The following is a 17495-nucleotide window of genomic DNA, read 5'->3' as shown; positions in this document are numbered from 1 at the left end:
GCCGCGTTCCGGGGCGGGGGGCGTTGGTCCCCGCGCCCCCCACCTGGGCCGTTTTGTTTGTTGTGCGGCCGATTATAAATTCGTATCGCTGGCTGCCGCCCCCCCCCCCCCCCCCCCACTCCTCTCAGCTGTGATTGATCAGGTGCTGCTCGGACGCGGGGCCGGCAGGGACGCCGAGCCGGTCAGCAGCGGCCACTCCTTGTGGAACGGCGGCAGCGGGAGCTTGCCCTCGATGATCGGGGTGCCGAAGATCTTCAGGTGGGCGGTCAGTGCGCCGTTCAGGTCGATGCCGCCGACCAGGGCCCAACTGCCCTGGACCTGCGGACCGTTGCCGGGGAGGTCCACGGCGAGGGAGCCCTCGGCCTTGGCGCTCAGGTAGGGGGCGACGGTGGCCTCGACGCCGACGGTGTCGTACAGGCCGACGCTGACCTCGGCGCCGAGCGCGGCGCGGACGGCGGCCTTGCCGTTGAGGCGGACGTGGACCGGGGAGACCTTGGTGTCGGCGTTGGTGGACGAGGTCCAGCCCTTGCCGCCGGTGTAGTCGGCGCGGACGGTCCAGGTGCCGGCGGCGTCCTGCTCGGTCTCCAGGTGGACCTGGCCGTCGGCGCTGACCTCCAGGTAGCAGGTGAGGCCGAGGTTGACCACCACGGGCAGGCCCGCGACGGTCAGCACCGGGCTGGCCTGCAGCTTGGCGAAGGGCACCCGGATCGGCGCGGCGCCGGTGTTGCGGGCGACGTCGCCGGTGACCTTCCACTGCGCGTGGGCGCCCAGGTCGAAGCCGATGGACGCGGTGCGCGGGCTGCCGGCCTGTGCGCCGTGGTACGCGAAGTGGACGGCCGGGTGCAGCTGGAGGGAGCCGGAGGCGTCCAGGCTCGCGCCCTCGGGCAGCGGCACGGGGGCCTTGACGTTGACCTCCAGGGTGCCGGAGGCGTCCGCCTTCACCCCGTTGAGGTCGGCGCCGACGGTCGCCTTGAGGTCCTTGACCAGCGGCGTGACCTTGATGCCGTGGACGTCGATCGGGACCTGGCCGTCCGCCTCGGTGCCGCCGAGCAGCTCGGAGAGGGTGGCCGGGCGGGTGGTCAGGTTGAGGGTGTTGCCCGCGCCCTGGTTGACGCCGGTGACGGCGACCAGCGCGCCCTGCGGCGCGGCGGCGGTGGGCGGGCTGGCGATCAGCTGGCCGGGCTGGACGGCGGCGGCCGCGGCGGTGGCGGACGCGCTGGGGGCCGCAGTGGCGGACGCAGTCGCGGACGCGGTCGCGGACGCGGTGGCGGACGCCGAGGGGGTGGCCGTGGACGAGGCCGAGGGCGAGGCGGTCGGGCCCGAGGCCGTCAGGACGGCCGTGCCCTTCCCCGGGTCGTACGCGGTGAGCTGGAGGGCCTTGGTGGCGGCCGTGACGGCGCCACCGTCCTTGCCCGGGCTGCCGATCGCGGCCTGCTTGTCGTCGGCCGGCGCGGTGGTGACCTGCGCGGTGCCCGTGGACGGGCGGGCCGAGGCCGGGGCTCCTGCGCGGGCGCGGGCAGTGCCGCCGGCCGCGGCCGGGCTGCCCCCGGCGGCGGTCGCGCCGGTGCCGGCATCGGTACTGGTGGCGGCGGCCGGCTCGACGGCGGCCTGCGGGGTGGTGGCGCCGGGGCCGGTCGGCCCGCACGCGGCCGTTCCGGCGAGGATGAGGGTGAGCAGGGCGGCGGGCGCGGCCCTGCCTATCGAGGGTTTGAACACGCGGCGCTATGTTACTGACGAGGAATATGTTTGTCGAAGACAGGCCAAGGCGGCCCGGAACCGCAGGTCAGACGAGCCGCGCCACGGGCAGCCGATCGCCCGCCAGCGGGCCGGTCGACGCGGACCCGGCCAGCTCGGCGAGGTAGCGGGAGCGCGCCATCGGCTCCGCACCGAGGCTGCGGACGTACGGCCCGTCCCACTGGGCGTCCAGCAGCCGCCCGCCCGCCGCGGCGAACCGGGCCCCGAGGTCGGCGACCGCGACCCGGGCGGCGTCCGGGCGGCGGTGGAACATCGAGTCCAGGCTCAGCACCGACCCGACGGCCACCCCGAACACCCCGCCGACCAACTCCTCCCCCTCCCACACCTCCACGCTGTGCGCCGCGCCCTGCGCGTTCAGTTCCGTCAGCGCTTCGGCCAACTCCACTGTGAGCCAGGCAGGTTGACGCCCTTCGGTGCAGGCGTCGAGCACCGCGCCGAAGGCCCGGTCGGCGGTCGTCGACCACCGCGCCGCGCCGCGCAGCCGCCGGGCGAGCCGGCGCGGCAGCCGCACGGCGTCGGGGCGCAGCACCGGCCGCGGGTCCGGCGACCACCACGCCAGCGCATAGGGGTCCTCCCCGCCGGGCAGCACCGGCAACTCGCCCGACTCGACCGCCTCCCCGTACAGCGCCTCGTTGTACGCGCCGGCGTACACGTCGGCCGCCGGCAGCGGGAACAGGCCGCGCCGGTATGCCGCGAGCAGCTCAGCCGGTCCGAGCGTGCCACCGAAGGCCACCGGCCTTTCTCCGAGCCCGAGTTGGGCACCCAGCCGGTCGAAGGCACTCAGAGGAACCCCTGCGCCTCCAGCCGCCCCAGGTAGTGGTCCAGCAACCGGGCGTCCACGTCCGGCAGTTCGATCCCGCTCGCCTCCAGCGCCGCCTCCGCGTTCGCCCGGTCGAACCGCGGGAACACCGGCTGGAAGTACAGCTCGCTGATGGACAGTTCCGTCCCCGGCGCACGGTCCACGAACAGCGGCACGAACGGTGTGATCGGGTGGGTCGGATGCGCGGCGGCGAACCGGACCAAGCACCGCACCCAGTCCCTGTAGGGCAGTTCGGCGATCCGGTGGCCGCGCGCCCGGAGCCGGTCCGCGAGGTCGTCGAGCCCGGCCGGTTCGGGCGAGGTGAGGTGGTAGACCTCGCCGTCGGCGGGGGCGTGGGCGGCGATGTGGGCGATCGCGCGGCCGAGGCGGTCTGCCGGGACGAAGTCCAACGGGAGTCGCGCGTCCGGGTAGGTGCCGCTGTCGGCGAAGTACTTGATCAGCGCGCAGAGTTCGGTACCGGTGTTCATCACCCCGGCCGCGAGGTCGCCGGTGACGTCGTTGGTGCGCAGGACGGTGACCGGCAGCCCGTCCGCCGCCGCGTTGCGCAGCAGCCGCTCGGCGACCCACTTGCTCTCGACGTAACCGACGCCGAGCCGTTCGGGGTGGGCGAGCGGGGTGCGTTCGGTGACCTCCCGGACGCCGGCGGAGCCGAACCCGGCGAGCACGGCGAGGGTGGAGAGGTAGTGCACGGGTATGCCCCGGCTGTGTCCGGCGAGCCGGACGATCTCCCGGGTGCCGCCGACGTTGGACGCGCGCAACTGGCGGTACGGGTAGAGGAAGTTGACCAACCCGCCGAGGTGGTACACCGCGTCCAGGCGTCCGGCCAGCCGGTCGAACTGGTGGCCGGTCAGGCCTAGCCCGGGGGCGGTGAGGTCGCCGACCAGCGGCACCACCCGGGCGTCCACGAGGTCGTGCCGCAGGAAGCGCTGCTGGGTGGCGCGCAGCCGCTCCGTCGCGTGCTCCTCGTCCGGGGCGCGGACCAGGCAGTGGATGCGCGCCCCGGTGGTGGCGAGCAGGGCGCGCAGCAGGTGGGCTCCGCAGAAGCCGGTGGCGCCGGTGAGCAGGATCTCGGCGGGCTCGGCCCGGCAGGGCGCCGGGCTCCAGGACTGCTGGACGGCGTGGGTGAGTCGGGCCTCGGTCTGCCAGTCGACGGCGGCCTCTCCGACTTCGGCGCCGCCCGCGCGGGCGGTCTGCAGCGCAGCCGTGAACTCGCGCAGCACGGGCGAGCGGAGCAGTGCCCGGGTGAGGGTGCGGACGTGGGTGACGTCGAGGCCGAACATCAGACGCGCTCGGGCGAGCATCTCCATGGCGAGCAGCGAGGTGCCGCCGAGGGCGAAGAAGTCGTCGTCGAGGCCGACGAGTTCGGCGCCGAGCAGCTCCGCCCACAGCTGCCCGACGGCAGCCTCCACGGCACTCGGCTCTGCGCTGCCCGGTTCTCCGGCGCTCGGCTCTGCGCTACTCGGCTCTACGCTGCTCGGCTCTGCGCTGCCCGGCTCTGCGCTGCCCGGTTCTCCGGCGCTCGGCCCTCCGCCGCTCGGCCCTCCGGTGGTGGCCGCCCACACCGGGGCGTGCGGCAGCCGGCGCCGGTCGACCTTGCCGGCCGTCGTGAGCGGCATGGCCTCCAACGGCACGAACTCCGCCGGAACGAGGTATTCGGGCAGTCGCTCCGCGAGGAACGCCCGGATCCGCTCGGGGCGCAGCGCCGGGTCGCCGAGGGTGTAGTAGGCGGTGAGGATCCGGCTGCCGTCCGGAGCGCTGCCGTCGGCGGCGACCCTGGCCTGCCGCACGTCCGGGTGGGCGGCCAGGACGGCTTCGATCTCGGCCGGGTCGACCCGGTGCCCGCGCACCTTCACCTGGTCGTCGAAGCGTCCGAGGAGCTCCAGCCGCCCGTCCGCCCGCCAGCGCCCGGCGTCGCCGGTGCGGTACATCCGCTCGCCCGGCATCGGCGCGTACGGGTCGGGCAGGAAGGACTCGGCGGTGAGCCCGACCTGCTGCCAGTAGCCGCGGGCGAGGCCGGGCCCGCCGAGGTGGATCTCGCCCCTCTCGCCGGGCCGGACCGGCCGCAGCCGTTCGTCCAGCACGTGCACCCGGACGCCGGGCATCGACCGCCCGATCGGCACCGGGGCGGTCGGGGCGTCCAGCAGGTCCGGGGTGACCTCGCAGAGCAGGGAGGTCACGGCGGCCTCGGTGACGCCGTACGCGTGGAGCAGCCGCACCCCCGGCAGCCGGTGCAGGCAGGTGCGGCAGTCGTCGGCGTGCACCACGTCCCCGCCGACCACCACCAGCCGCAGGCCCTCCGGTCCGGGGCCGCCGGGCGGCAGCAGGTCGAGCAGGTGGTGCCAGTACGCGGGCGTGAAGTCGGCGACGGCCAGGCCGAGCCGGGGCAGCCGCCGGACGAGCTCGGTGGGCGCCCAGGTCCCGCCCTCGCCGCCGAGGACCACCGCGGCCCCGGGGAGCAGCGCGGAGAACACCTGCTCCAGCGCGGTGTCCGCCCCCAGCGCAGCCAGTTGCAGCACCCGCTCGCCGGGCACCAGACCGTAGGCGTGGACCACCCGGTCGAGGGTGAACACCAGCGAACGGTGGGTGACCGGCACGCCCTTGGGGCGACCGGTGGTGCCGGAGGTGTAGATCAGGTAGGCGAGATCGTCCGGAGTGGCGCCGTCGTCCGGGACCGACTCCCCGGCGGCATCCGGCCCCAGCGACTCCACGCCGTCGAATGCGCGGCCGTCCGTGACCGCCACCCGGGCCCCACTGTCCGCCACCAGCCCCGCGAGCCGCCGCTCCGGGTGCGCCGGGTCCAGCGGCAGGAACGCCCCACCCGCCTTGAGCACCCCGAGCCAGGCCACCACCAGCTCCGGACTCCGCCCCAGGCAGACCGGCACCACCTGCCCCGTCCCCACCCCGCGCGCCCGCAGCGCCCCCGCCAGCCGGTCGCTGCGCTCGTCCAACTCGCGGTAACTGAGTGTGGTCTCATGGCCGATCCCCGCGCCCACCACCGCGACCGCCTCCGGGTCGTGCGCCGCCCGCGCCCGGAACAGCCCGTGCACCGTCTGCGCGAACCCGGCCCGGGCCGCCGGAGCCCCGGCCCCCCGCCACTCCCGTTCCACCCAGGCCCGGCACTCGACCCGCCCGGCCGGCCCGTACACCGGGCGCCAGCCGCCCGGCAGGGTCAAGTCCCCCGGCCAGATCGCATACTGGCCGTCGTCGTTCCGCACCACGGCGTGACGTCCGGAGCCCACATCCGTTCGTACGCCCTGTGCGCTGTCGGCTGCGTCGTCCACCGGCTTGACCTCGTGCTGAAGCGGCAGAATGCTGGGAGGTGCGACATTTCCGACTATACGCACTCACGGCACCCCGAGAACGTCCGTTGCGGAAAATCGCCGGACGACGGTTGCCCGTGGGCCGATTCACCACCGATCCCTTGGCGCACAGCCCGCCCTCGCCCGAACTCCCCCGCCCGACCGGCGGGGTGACGTCGTGCAGGAGGTAGACTCGTTGACTCGCCGGCGACAACACCTGATGGCCTGTTACCTGTTCTGGATGGTGCTGTTCACCGGCATCTACTTCGCCGACCCGGGGCTGCGGATCGTCTGGTGGACGGGCACGGGCCTGGGTGGCGTCGCCGCCGTCGTGGTCGGCGTCCGGCTCAACCGCCCCCGGCACCCGCTGTTCTGGTACGTCCTGGCGCTGGCCAACCTGAGCTTCACCACGGGCGAGGCGGTGCAGGCCCTTCAACTCGACATCCTGCACCTCGACAACCCGTTCCCGTCCGTCGCCGACGGCTTCTACCTCACCGAGTTCCTGCTGTACGCGATCGGCCTGCTCGGCTTCATCCGCTGGCGAACGGCCCGTCAGGACCGCGCCGGACTGCTGGACGCGCTGATCATCACCCTCGGCCTCGCCCTGCTGGTCTGGATCTACCTGGTCCTCCCGTACGCCCGGAACCCGGACCTCACCTGGTTCCAGAAGGCCGTCTCGATCGCCTACCCGCTCGGCGACGTGGTCGTGCTCGCCCTGCTGCTGCGGCTGTTGACCCCGCGCGGCGGCAACTCCCGCTCACTGCAGCTGCTCACCGTCGGCGCCCTCGGCCTGCTCACCTCGGACATCCTCTACGGGCTGATCCAGCTGCACGGCACCTGGCGGATCGGCACCGGCGTGGAGCTCGGCTGGGCCGCCTTCTACACCGCCTGGGGCGCGGCCGCGCTGCACCCCTCGATGGTCGAGCTGACCAGACCGGTCCCCACCCAGCAGCCGGACCTCTCCGCCTCCCGGCTCGCCCTGCTCACCCTCGCCTCGCTCATCGCCCCCGCCATCCTGATCATCGAGTCACTGGCCGGGAACACCAGCAACGCGGGCGTGATCGGCGCCTTCTCCACCCTGCTCTACCTGCTGGTGCTGGCCCGACTGGCCGTCGTCGTGGTCGCCCGCCGCCAGGCGGTGGCCCGGGAACGGGCGCTGCGCGAGGCGGGTGCCCGGCTCACGGCGGCCGTCACCGTGCCGGAGGTCGCGGACGCCGTCCGGTCCGCCGCCTGCGCCCTGATGCCCTCCGAGCCCGGGCACGTCGCCCTGCTCGCCGTCACCGAGTCCGGCGCCGAGTCGGGTGCCGGCTCAGGGAGCGACTCGGGGGCCGGGTCGAGGGCCGGGGCGGGCGTGCTGCACGTGCGGCACGCCGGGCAGGATCCGGCGCACCACCACCCCGCGCCGACGGACGCCGACGACGAGGTGCTCGCCCTCGCCGCCGACCGCGAGACCCGGCTGCTGCCCGTCGGGTCCGTCAACCTCCCCGACCACCTGGGCCGGATGCCCTCCGCCCTGGTCTGCCCGCTGACCCTGGCCGAGCGCCCCTCCGGCGACCCGGTGATCGGCGCACTGGTGGTCACCGGCACCGAGCAGGAGCTGACCAGCCTCTGGGGCTCCCTGGAGATCCTGGCCGCCCAGGCCGCGCTGGCCGTCGAGCGGGTGGTGCTGAGCCAGGAGGTCACCCGGCGCAACAGCGAGCTGTACTTCCGCACCCTGGTGCAGAACGCCGGCGACGTCATCCTGATCCTCGATGAGGACGACGGCGTGCGTTACGCCTCCTCCTCCGCCGAGCGGGTGCTCGGCTACCCGAGCCTGGACGGCGCCCTGCTCACCGACCTCGTCCCGCCCGAGGACAGCCGGGCGGTCGGCAAGGCGCTGGCCCGGATGCGCGGCCCGGCCGACCCTCCCCGGGGCGACCGGCCGCGCGAGCACTGGCGACTGCTGCGCGAGGACCAGACCCCGATCGAGGTCGAGGTCCGCTACACCGACCTGCGCGAGGACCCGACCGTCGGCGGCCTGGTGCTCACCCTGCGCGACGTGACCGAGCAGCGCCAGATGGAGCGCGAGCTGACCCACCGGGCCTTCCACGACTCGCTGACCGGCCTCGCCAACCGGGTGCTGTTCCAGGACCGGGTCGGCCACGCGCTCTCCCGCGGCGAGCGCAGCGGGGCCGTCACCGGGGTGCTCTTCATCGACCTGGACGACTTCAAGGTGGTCAACGACACCCAGGGGCACGCGGTCGGCGACGAACTGCTGGTCGCCGTCTCGCTGCGGATCTCCACCGCGTTGCGCAGCTCGGACACCGCCGCCCGGCTCGGCGGCGACGAGTTCGCGGTGCTGGTCGAGGACGCGCTCCGCCCCACCGACGTGGACACCGTCGCGGCCGGGGTGCTGGCGGTGTTCGCCGAACCGTTCAAGCTCAGCGCGGGCGCGGTCCGGGTCAGCGCCAGCGTCGGCGTGGCGACCACCGAGGACAGCGTGGACGCGGCCGAACTGCTCACCCACGCCGACCTCGCCCTCTACTCGGCCAAGGCGGCCGGGCGCCGCCAGTGGTGCCACTACCGGCCCGCCCTGCAGGCCGGGCTGGTCGAGCGGCACGAGCTGAACGAGAACCTGGACCTGGCCATCGCGGAATCGGCCTTCCAGCTGTACTACCAGCCGATCGTCGACCTGAGCACGGGCGACCTGGTCGGCTTCGAGGCCCTGGTCCGCTGGCCGCACGACAGGCGCGGCATGGTGCTGCCCGACGAGTTCATCGCCCTCGCCGAGGAGAGCGGCCAGATCGTCCCGCTCGGCGCCTGGGTCCTGGAACGCGCCGCCCAGGAGGCCGCCGCCTGGCACGCCACCAGCTCCGCCGCCCGCGCCGCCGCCGGACGGCCCCCGCTGCGGGTCAACGTCAACGTCTCCGCCCGCCAGTTCCGCGACGCCGGCTTCATGGAGGTCGTCCACCACGCGCTGGACACCTCCGGGATCGACCCGCACACCCTGGTCCTGGAGCTCACCGAGTCCGTCCTGATGCGCCGCGACGACCGCCTGCGCGACGACATGGCGACCCTCGGCGGCCTCGGCGTCGGCCTCGCCATCGACGACTTCGGCACCGGCTACTCGTCGCTGTCGTACCTGCGGGAGTTCCCGATCTCCGTCCTGAAGATCGACAAGTCCTTCATCGACGGCCTCGGCCACTCCGCCCAGCAGTACGCCCTGGTCGAGGGCATCGCCCGGATCGCCGACACGCTCAACGTCCAGGTCATCGCCGAGGGCATCGAACACCCCGACCAGCGCGACCTGCTCGCGGCCATGGGGTGCCCGCTGGGGCAGGGGTACCTGTTCGCGCACCCGATGGACGGGCCGCAGGCGCGGGCACTGGTGCGGAACACGACGCACGAACCGGCCTGAGGCCCCGTCCGGGCAGGTCAGCGCACCCCTGGTGCTCCTCGTCCCGATCGGCCAGGGTTGCCCGAACGCTGGACGGCCAGGCAAGATGCCGGACTCGACGCGGCATTCGAGGAGGTCACCGTGGCGGCAACGGAAGAGTCCTGGTTCGCGGTTCGCTGCGTGTTCCAGTGGCACGCCTCGGAGGGCGCGCTCTACGAGGAGCGGCTGACACTGTGGCAGGCCGGCTCACTGGACGAGGCCATCACCAGGGCGGAGGACGAGGCCCGCACCTACGCGAGCGAAAACGGCCTCCGCTACCTGGAGCTGGCGCAGTGCTACCACCTGGCCACGGAGGGCCGCCCGGGCGACGGCGACGAGGTGTTCTCGCTCCTGCGCGGGAGCCGGCTCAACGGGGACGCCTATCTGGACCACTACTTCTCCACCGGTCACGAGCGCCAGGGCACCGTCGCCGAGGAATGAGGGCCTGGGGCGGACGGGCGTGCGAGCACCGCTGCCACACCGCCGGCCCGCCGCTGGGGGCGGCGGGCCGGCGGCGCATGCCGGCGGGGGGCTGATCAGCCGAGCGGCAGCTCCAGGGCGGCTTCGTCTCCGCTCAGAGAGCTGATCGCGGTGGTGCTGTCCACCTTGCCGGTGAAGGCGTACAGCTTGTCGCGACTGTTGACGACCAGGGCCAGGCGGTGGCCGTCCGGCAGGTCGTAGGCGGCGGGCTGGAGGCGCCAGATGACGGTCCGGTCCTCGTTGGGGTCCAAGTCGGTGACGGTGCAAGGCTCGTGGGTGATGATCCGCGCGGTGCCGTCCGGGGCGACGTCGAAGAGGTAGGCGACCAGGGTGGCGTCGCGCTCCGTGTTGCGGACGGTGACCCGCACGGTCGCGGTGCCGCGGATCCGGCGGGCCACGCCACCCGTGCCGGTCAGCTGTTCGGTGGCCCAGACCAGCAGCCGCGGCCGCTCGAACGCGGCCAGGTCGTAGGGCTTGGGGTTGCCGAACCACTCCTTCTGCCCGGTCTTGATGATGTCGTCCATCGCGGTGGCTGCGGTCTCGTGCCCCGCGGTGAAGCTGCGGCTCCAGCCGGCGGCCTGCTTGTCCTGCAGCATGCCGTCGCCGTTGCCGCCGTTGCCGTTCAGGTACCAGGTCTCGATGCTGGTGGTGACGTCGCTCAACTCCGCGCTCGGCTCGCGGTGGGCCGGGACGGTGATCCGGTTGCCGAGTCCGGGGACCGGCTTGGTCTGGTAGGTGAACATGACCTGGTTGTTCACCTGCGGCCAGCTCGGCACCTCGTTGTCGACACCGCGCAGGAAGTGGTCCAGCCAGTCGTAGGCCTCCTGCATCGGCACCTTCAGCCCGGGGAACGGCAGACCGCCGACCAGCCCGGCGAGGCCGGGGCCCTCGGGGGCGCCGTGGTCGCCGATCCACATGTTCAGGTGCTTCGGCACGGCGAGCCGGTCGAAGGTGTCGAGCACCGAACCGGCCGGGAACAGGCTCTCGTGCCAGGTGTTCGAGACGAAGGTCGGGATGCCCCGCGCATTGGTGACGTCCACGTACGCCTCCGGGGACCGCTCGGTGCCCCAGGCCACCACCTCGTCGAGGTTCGCGCCCTTCTCGAAGTCCTTGAGGATCTGCCAGGTCTCCGGGGCGAACTTCGTCTCCTCCTTCCCCTCCGGGGCGCCGGTGAACCCGATCAGCGCCTTGACGGCCATGATGTGGCGGGTGCCGTTGTCGTACAGGCTGGTGGCCAGGTTCCCCCAGGTGCTCAGCGCGACCACGGCGGACACCCGGTTGGCCGGGTCGTGCGCGGCGACCAGCTGGCTGATCCCGGAGCCGTAGGACTCGCCGAGGAAGCCGATCCGGCTCGGGGCGAAGTACTCCTGCGCGTAGTCGAGCACGGTCGAACCGTCGGCCCAGTCGTGGGGGCCGGCGACCTCGATGTAGCCGTCGGACGTGGATACCCACCCGGGGATCCCGATACCGCGGGGGGTGTAGGCCAGCACGTGGTAGCCGCGCGACGCCAGCGTGAGGTAGGAGTACATGAACGGCAGCCAGCCGTACGGGTTCCAGCCGGCGGGCATGACCACGAGCGGGCGCGGCTCCGAGGTGTTCAGCTTGATGGTGAACGCCGACAGCCGGGTCCCGTCCGAGATGATGCGCGGGAGGCTGAACGTGGAGACCTCCCGCACGCCGGCGACCAGCCGAGCCAGCTCGGCGGGAAGTTCACCACCCTCCCCGGGGGCCTGGAGGGCCGCGAGCAGCGCCCTGGCCACGTTGAGCGCCGCCGGGTTGATGTCGAGACCGGCGCCGGACCAGATGCCGTTGGTGGCGATGTCGTTGAGCGTCGCGTCGGTGATCGACGGAATCGGCTCTCCGCTGGCAGAGGTCACACGTACCACCTTTTCCAGATCGACAGGGACGCCCCGAACGGGCGCCGCCCTGCATCCTGATCGAGAGCAAAGGGGAATGAACTGACGACACGTCAGAGGCAACCTGAACGAGTGAACTTGGTCCCGCGCTCTTAACAACAGCAAGCAGCTGCCGAGAAGCGGTCCGGACGGCCCCGGGCGGAAGTCTCGGCGATCCGCTCGGTGATCCGCGGTTGAGCAGTTGGCGACTCCAGCACCCGGCCGGCGTCGGGCCGGCCGATCCGCTGCCAGACGACCTCGTCGATGGAGAGCCGGACGTAGCCGCGCCGCTCCAACTCCTTGGCATAGGTGGTCTTGCCCGCACCCGGGAGGCCGCACATCAGCAACACGGTGCTCAATCCCTGTGTCATGGCCAGAGGTTAGCCCGACTCCGCATCAACCTGGGGATGTAAATCCGTGGGCCAACGCGCACGGCCGGCAGATCAATCGGCGGGTTGATGCCGCCCGCCCGCGCCGCGTGACACCGTTCCGCGCATGGACACCACGTCGTTCGCCGGCTCGAACGGACTGACGCGCCGTCGCATGCTGGGCGCCGCCCTGGCCTTGGGCGCAGCCGCCCCGCTCGGCCTGGCCTCCACCTCCTGGGCCTCCTCGCCTGCTTCACCGACGGCCGCTCCCGCCCGGCTCACCCTGCCCGCGCCCACCGGCCCGCACCCCGTCGGCACCGTCGCCCTGCACCTGCGCGACGCCTCCCGGCCGGACCGGCCGCCGGGGCCAGCCGATACCGCGAGCTGATGGCAAGCGTCTGGTACCCGGCCCGGCAGGCGGACGACTTCCCGCTCGCCCCCTGGCTGGCCGACGGCCCGATGCAGCTCTTCCTCGACGATGTCGGCTTCCCGCTCCCGCTCGCCCTCGCACCGCTCACCTCCGGGCACGTGGGCGCGCCCGTCCACCGCAGCGACCACCGGCTGCCCGTCGTCGTCTACGCGCACGGTGCGCACAGCCACCGCGGCGACCACACGATCATCGTCCAGGAGCTCGCCAGCCACGGCTACGTCGTGGTCACCGTCGATCTCCCCCATGACGCCTTCACCCAGTTCCCCGACGGCCCGGCGGTCACCCCGTCCAGGGACCCGCAGGTCGACACGGGTGTGCGCGCCTACATCCCGGACTTCCGTTTCGTGCTCGACTGCGTCGAGGACCTCGCCGCCGGCCGCAACCCCGACGCCGACCGCCGCGAGCTGCCCGAGGGCCTGCTCGGCGCCCTCGACCCGCAGCGCATCGGCATGTTCGGCTGGTCGAAGGGCGGCAGCGTCACCGCCCAGACGACGGTCGTCGACCCGCGCGTCCGGGCCGGGCTGAGCCTCGACGGGCCGATGATCCCGACCATCACCACCGACCTCGACCGGCCGTTCCTGATGATGACCGCCGTCTGGCCCCGCACCCCGGGCTCCGACGCCGAGACCTTCTGGACCCACCTGCGCGGCTGGCGGCGCACCGTCCAGGCGGAGGGCGCCGTCCACAACTCGTACGGGGACGACATGACGCTGATCCCGCAGGCGGGAAAGCTGCTCGGGATGAGCGAGCAGCAGATCCAGCAGCAGGTCGGCACCCTCGACCCCGGGCGCGGGATCCTCATCCAGCAGGCCTACCCGCTCGCCTTCTTCGACCTGCACCTGCGCCACCGGCGCGGGCACCTGCTGGACGGGCCTTCGCCGCGCTTCCCGGAGGTGACGTTCATTCCGTAGGTCGGTTGCGGGCGCGACCTACGGGAAAGCCCCTGGTACCCGGCTGCGGCCGGGTACCAGGGGCTTCTTCCGTCTGCGCCGCTACGAGGTCTCGGCGCGGATCTCCTCCAGCGACTCGGCCAGGACGGCCCGCGCCCGGGTGAACCAGTCGGCGATCACCGCGGTCTCGTCCGGCGTGTAGTCGGCGAACAGCGCGCCGATCCGCTCGTAGAACGGGCCGTAGACCTGCAGGATGCGCTGCTGCGCGTCGTCCGCCATCACCACCCGCACCCGGCGCCGGTCGCCCGGGTCGGCCTCGCGGCGGGCGTATCCGGCCTTCTCCAGCCGGTTGAGCACCCCGGTCACCGCCCCGGTGGTCAGCTGCGCCCGCTCGGCGAGGTCACCGGCGGCCATCGACTCGCCGGCGAGCGCCGCCTCGATGACGAAACCGAGGCAGGTCAGGTCGGTGACGTTGAGCCCGAGCCGGGCGGCGATGTCCTGCTGACCGAACTGGGCCAACGCGATCATCCGGTCCATCGCGTACAGCGCCTGCTCGGGCGTCGCCTGGGGGCGCGGCTTGCCCTTCACCCAGGATCTCCTTAGCATCTAAGTAACTTATCTCGTGAGATAAACGAAATGGGGCATCACCCTTTCTCGTTCACCGCCACCCGCCCATCTCACACCACAGGAGGAACCATGAGTGCACACGGTGACCACGACATGGGCCACACCGTCGCGGGCTGGACCGGCTCCACCATCGCGACCCTCGGCTTCGCGGTCGCGGGCGTGTCCCTCGTCCTCGGCTCGGCACCCGGCCTCTGGGCGGGCGGAGCACTCACCGCGCTCGGCGGACTCGCCAGCTGGCTGCTGCACCTCGCCGGCCGGGGCAAGCCCACCGGCCCCCGCCCACCCCACCTACGCCACTGGCGCACCCCCGACCCGTCCGGCCGCCGAGGCCACCCGAACTGCCTCGGCTGCCGCCTCGCAGGGCGCGGGCCCCAGGCCGAGGGGGCGAGGACGTCACCGGCCTCGCGCGGTCCGGTGGCGCCACCACGCGGCGGACGGCGCGTCATGAACCGGCAACAGTAGCCGCATCGGAAGCGATACGAACTGGTCCGGTCACGAACCCGTACGTAGAGTGCACGAAGGCCGTCATTCAGACGGCACGGGGGGAAGCACACAGGGCGGGGGCCATGGCAGAGGGTTCGAGCTACACGATCCAGGCAGGCGGAGCCGAGGGGCAGGCGAAGGCGCTGGACAAGGCGTCCCTGGACCAGGACAAGATACGCGCGGCGACCATCGACCCCGTCGACCTCGCCGAGAACGTGTACGGCGGTGAGGACGCCGACCCGGCGTACCAGAACTTCCGCACCGCGTGGCAGTCCGAGACCACAGTGATCCAGGGAGCCCTGAGCGAGCTGGCGCTCAAGGTACGCCTCTCCTCGCACAACTACCAGAAGGCCGAGAGCGCTGCGGTGGCCGGCCTCCGGGAAGCGGCCTCCGGCGGCGACTACCGCCCCTTCGGCTGAACACGGCACCACGGGGATCAGGGGGGGCTGACAAACCGACATGGCGAAGGAATCCACCGCTCAGCGCCGCAAGGCGCTGGGCGAACGGCTGAAGGACGTCCGCGAGGCGGACTCCAAGAACGACCTCATCGACGCGATCAAGGGCGCCCTCGCCGTCCACGCGCCGCTCGGGTCCCCGAGCGCCATCGAGGCCGCCGGAACCCGCTTCAAGAACGCGGCCGCCAACTCGGACCACCTCCACCAGGATGTCGTGAAGATCGCCGACTCCCGTCTACCGGACGTCTGGACCGGCAACACCGGTGCAAAGGCGGCCGAGGTGGTGAACGCCGCGGGCCGCGCACTGGACCGCCAGACCACGGCGCTCCACAACGGCGGGATCGCCCTGCACAGCCTGGCGGACGCGCTGCGTGCCGCCCAGAGCCAGGACAGCACCGCACGCTCCGAGCTCCAGCAGGTGCTGAACCAGCTCGGCGGGAGGGAAGGCTTGCTCGACGAGTGGTTCGAGGACGACGACGACGAGGCCAAGCGCAAGAAGGCACAGCAAGCCGCCATCCCTCACGTCGAGTCGATGCTCGACGCCGCCAAGAAGGCCGACGAGGCGGCGCGGGCGGCCGCCCGTGACCTCAACAAGCTGGCGTCCGAGGCCCGGGCCGGCAAGTTGCCCGTGATCAACGGGGTCACCAGCGCGGACAAGCTGGTCCTGGCCGAGACCTCCGGCCCGGACGGCCCGACCGAACTGAACGAGCTGCTGACCGCCAACGACATGAAGCGCTCCGGCGAGTACCTCAACAAGATGAACGACAAGGACCGGGGAGACTTCGAGAAGCTGCTCGCCACCTCCAGCTCCCCGCAGGAGCGCGCCTATCTGATGAAGGCGCTGGCGGCCGGTCACAACATGGACGAGATCCGCACTTTCCAGAACAAGATCCACGGCAAGGACCCGGAGTGGCTACGCACGCACCTGACGCCCGTTTACACCAAGAGCGAGGACAAGTCCAGCGGCGGAGTCAATGACGACGGCTCCAACAGGAACACGGACATGGTGAACTTCGGCACCGGCGTATGGAGGCAGAAGCTCGGCGAAAACGCCGGCGAGAATACCTGCGTCGCCTCCTCCACCATCACCGCCCGGGCGATGGTCGACCCGCTCTACGCCCTGGACCTGACCGGCGGTCCGTCCGGCCAGGAGAACGACCCGGAGGCGTTCCAGAAGCGACTGCTGGACGAGGAGCACCGTGTGCACGCGGAGGGCCACGGCAACGAGAAGGGCATGGAGGCGGACGGCAAGGGGCAGGTGCTGGAGAAGGAGGTCAGCCCGCATACCGGCGCCGACTTCGACTACAAGAAGCTGCCGGACGACAACGCCCGGCGTGAGATCCTGCCGGACATCGAGAAGGCGGTCACCGACGGCAAGCCGGTCCCGATCGGGGTCGAGGGCCACAACAAGGACGGCAAGCGCGAGGGCCACGCCCTGCTGATCGTCGGTCAGGAGGGCAACATGCTGCAGATCTACAACCCCTGGGGCTTCACCACCTGGGTCAGCGAGGACGACTTCATCAACGGCCACATGGACCGGGCAGCGGATAACCGGGTGCCAACCGCCTACGCCGTCCACCTGCCGAGGTGACCGGGCCGTGAAGGCACTCACAAAGACACCGCTGCGGGCGGTGGCGCTGTCGGTCGTACTGGCGGCCGGCCTGACGGCCTGCGGGTCGGACGAGCCGGACCGCGGCCGGGTACTTCGCACGGACGAGCGCTCGGTGAGCCTCGCCGTCGGCCAGCGCTTCTCGATCGCCGTCTGGGACAACGCCTCGGACGGCGACTACTGGAACATTGTCGACCCGAAGCCGGACGCCGCCGTCGTGACCAACGTCGGCGAGGTGCACGACCTCCCAGAAGAGTCGAAGGCCGCAGACGGTGCCGGCGGCACCCGCTATTACATCTTCAAGGCCAACGGCAGCGGGACCACCACCATCACCCTCTTCAACTGCTATCGCACACTCTGCAACCACCCGAAACTCGGCGACGACGAGAGCAGGAAACGGGTCGTGCGCAACACCTACACGGTGACCGTCCGATGACCGCCAACGACCGCTTCCGCCCCAAGACGGACGACGAGCTGCGACAGCTCGACGTGCCCGCCATACTCCGCTACGGCCTGGCCTTCGCCGGCCCCCACCGGACGGCCCTCTTCGGTGAGGGCGCCATCGCCGCGGCGCTGGCCGCCGACGGGCTGGGGGTGTTCCCCCGCTCGCTCGCGTTCCTCGCCGAGGTGGTGCGCGCCGGTGGCGCCCGCTACGCCGCCGACCTCGCCGAGCCGCTGCCCGGCGAGGAGCCGACCCGGCTCGCCCGGGAGTGGCTGAGCTCGGCCGCCACCACCATCACCACCACCGACGGCGACCAGCTGCTCGCCCGCTGGCTGGACGCCGTCGCGGAGATCCTGGGCATGCGCCGGGATGTCCGCTCCGGCCCGGCCAACGGGACCAGCTGAACCGGGAGCAGGTGCGGTCAGACGGACATCCCCGCCGTCGCCACGGCCGTGGGCGGGGTGGTGCTGCCGACGGGGGTGCCGAGGGATCCGCTCCAGGTCGGACCGGGGTACGGCGAGGGCCCG

Annotated in this window: 15 protein-coding genes; 9 read left to right on the top strand and 6 right to left on the bottom strand. The window is 72.4% G+C overall.

The features are described from left to right. Positions 1-138 precede the first annotated feature (138 nt). The 3 genes from ABZW30_RS19800 to ABZW30_RS19790 form a co-directional block, all read right to left on the bottom strand. The gene (locus tag ABZW30_RS19800; RefSeq protein WP_355672421.1) at positions 139-1716 is read right to left on the bottom strand and encodes a hypothetical protein; all 1578 of its coding nucleotides are present in this window, start codon (positions 1714-1716) and stop codon (positions 139-141) included. A gap of 67 nt (positions 1717-1783) precedes the next feature. Then, entirely contained in the window at positions 1784-2488 is a 705-nt protein-coding gene (locus ABZW30_RS19795) for a leucyl/phenylalanyl-tRNA--protein transferase (protein ID WP_355672420.1), read from the bottom strand. A 47-nt stretch (positions 2489-2535) separates the two neighbouring features. Next, positions 2536-5856 (bottom strand): amino acid adenylation domain-containing protein, encoded by a 3321-nt coding sequence (locus ABZW30_RS19790; RefSeq protein ID WP_355672419.1) that lies wholly within the window; start codon positions 5854-5856, stop codon positions 2536-2538. A gap of 214 nt (positions 5857-6070) precedes the next feature. Between ABZW30_RS19790 and ABZW30_RS19785 the strand changes: the two genes are divergently transcribed. Both ABZW30_RS19785 and ABZW30_RS19780 read left to right on the top strand, forming a co-directional pair. Continuing rightward, positions 6071-9271, top strand: a complete 3201-nt coding sequence (locus ABZW30_RS19785) for an EAL domain-containing protein (RefSeq protein WP_355672418.1) — start codon at positions 6071-6073, stop codon at positions 9269-9271. A 120-nt stretch (positions 9272-9391) separates the two neighbouring features. Beyond that, on the top strand, positions 9392-9730 hold the full coding sequence (locus ABZW30_RS19780) for a hypothetical protein (RefSeq protein WP_355672417.1): 339 nt from the start codon (positions 9392-9394) through the stop codon (positions 9728-9730). Between the two features lie 95 nt (positions 9731-9825). Here ABZW30_RS19780 and ABZW30_RS19775 read toward each other — a convergent pair whose 3' ends face one another. Together ABZW30_RS19775 and ABZW30_RS19770 are read right to left on the bottom strand one after the other, a co-directional pair. Then, entirely contained in the window at positions 9826-11646 is a 1821-nt protein-coding gene (locus ABZW30_RS19775) for a CocE/NonD family hydrolase (protein ID WP_355672416.1), read from the bottom strand. Between the two features lie 131 nt (positions 11647-11777). Continuing rightward, the gene (locus ABZW30_RS19770) at positions 11778-12035 is read right to left on the bottom strand and encodes an AAA family ATPase (RefSeq protein WP_355672415.1); all 258 of its coding nucleotides are present in this window, start codon (positions 12033-12035) and stop codon (positions 11778-11780) included. Between the two features lie 124 nt (positions 12036-12159). Here ABZW30_RS19770 and ABZW30_RS19765 point away from each other — a divergent pair, with 124 nt between their 5' ends. Beyond that, positions 12160-12420, top strand: a complete 261-nt coding sequence (locus tag ABZW30_RS19765) for a hypothetical protein (RefSeq protein WP_355672414.1) — start codon at positions 12160-12162, stop codon at positions 12418-12420. Further along, on the top strand, positions 12420-13373 hold the full coding sequence (locus ABZW30_RS19760; protein WP_355672413.1) for an acetylhydrolase: 954 nt from the start codon (positions 12420-12422) through the stop codon (positions 13371-13373). Before ABZW30_RS19765 ends, ABZW30_RS19760 begins: the two co-directional genes overlap by 1 nt. Positions 13374-13454: 81 nt before the next feature. Here ABZW30_RS19760 and ABZW30_RS19755 read toward each other — a convergent pair whose 3' ends face one another. Next, positions 13455-13940, bottom strand: a complete 486-nt coding sequence (locus tag ABZW30_RS19755) for a MarR family transcriptional regulator (RefSeq protein WP_355672412.1) — start codon at positions 13938-13940, stop codon at positions 13455-13457. A 108-nt stretch (positions 13941-14048) separates the two neighbouring features. Between ABZW30_RS19755 and ABZW30_RS19750 the strand changes: the two genes are divergently transcribed. From ABZW30_RS19750 to ABZW30_RS19730, 5 genes are all read left to right on the top strand, one after another. Next, positions 14049-14441 (top strand): HGxxPAAW family protein, encoded by a 393-nt coding sequence (locus ABZW30_RS19750; protein WP_355672411.1) that lies wholly within the window; start codon positions 14049-14051, stop codon positions 14439-14441. 104 nt (positions 14442-14545) lie between these two features. Further along, positions 14546-14881 (top strand): hypothetical protein, encoded by a 336-nt coding sequence (locus ABZW30_RS19745; protein ID WP_355672410.1) that lies wholly within the window; start codon positions 14546-14548, stop codon positions 14879-14881. Between the two features lie 40 nt (positions 14882-14921). Continuing rightward, positions 14922-16508 (top strand): peptidoglycan-binding protein, encoded by a 1587-nt coding sequence (locus ABZW30_RS19740; protein WP_355672409.1) that lies wholly within the window; start codon positions 14922-14924, stop codon positions 16506-16508. 7 nt (positions 16509-16515) lie between these two features. Further along, a complete protein-coding gene (locus ABZW30_RS19735) occupies positions 16516-16962 on the top strand; it encodes a protease inhibitor I42 family protein (RefSeq protein WP_355672408.1) in 447 nt (148 codons plus the stop codon). Then, positions 16959-17372: a hypothetical protein gene (locus ABZW30_RS19730; protein ID WP_355672407.1), complete on the top strand. Its 414-nt coding sequence runs from the start codon at positions 16959-16961 to the stop codon at positions 17370-17372. The genes ABZW30_RS19735 and ABZW30_RS19730 overlap by 4 nt, the downstream gene beginning before the upstream one ends. The last annotated feature ends 123 nt before the right edge of the window (positions 17373-17495 follow it).

The organism is Kitasatospora sp. NPDC004669 (assembly GCF_040609455.1).
In the GTDB taxonomy this organism is placed as follows: domain Bacteria; phylum Actinomycetota; class Actinomycetes; order Streptomycetales; family Streptomycetaceae; genus Kitasatospora.
The sequence above is the reverse complement of the archived record's forward strand: the minus strand, read 5'-3'. Positions and strand labels throughout refer to the sequence as shown.

Bases quoted from the DNA above. Each gene is read 5' to 3' on its own strand.
- ABZW30_RS19750 (WP_355672411.1), top strand. From the start codon at position 14,049: ATGAGTGCACACGGTGACCACGACATGGGCCACACCGTCGCGGGCTGG.
- ABZW30_RS19770 (WP_355672415.1), bottom strand. From the start codon at position 12,035: ATGACACAGGGATTGAGCACCGTGTTGCTGATGTGCGGCCTCCCGGGT.
- ABZW30_RS19730 (WP_355672407.1), top strand. From the start codon at position 16,959: ATGACCGCCAACGACCGCTTCCGCCCCAAGACGGACGACGAGCTGCGA.
- ABZW30_RS19765 (WP_355672414.1), top strand. From the start codon at position 12,160: ATGGACACCACGTCGTTCGCCGGCTCGAACGGACTGACGCGCCGTCGC.
- ABZW30_RS19740 (WP_355672409.1), top strand. From the start codon at position 14,922: ATGGCGAAGGAATCCACCGCTCAGCGCCGCAAGGCGCTGGGCGAACGG.
- ABZW30_RS19745 (WP_355672410.1), top strand. From the start codon at position 14,546: ATGGCAGAGGGTTCGAGCTACACGATCCAGGCAGGCGGAGCCGAGGGG.
- ABZW30_RS19760 (WP_355672413.1), top strand. From the start codon at position 12,420: ATGGCAAGCGTCTGGTACCCGGCCCGGCAGGCGGACGACTTCCCGCTC.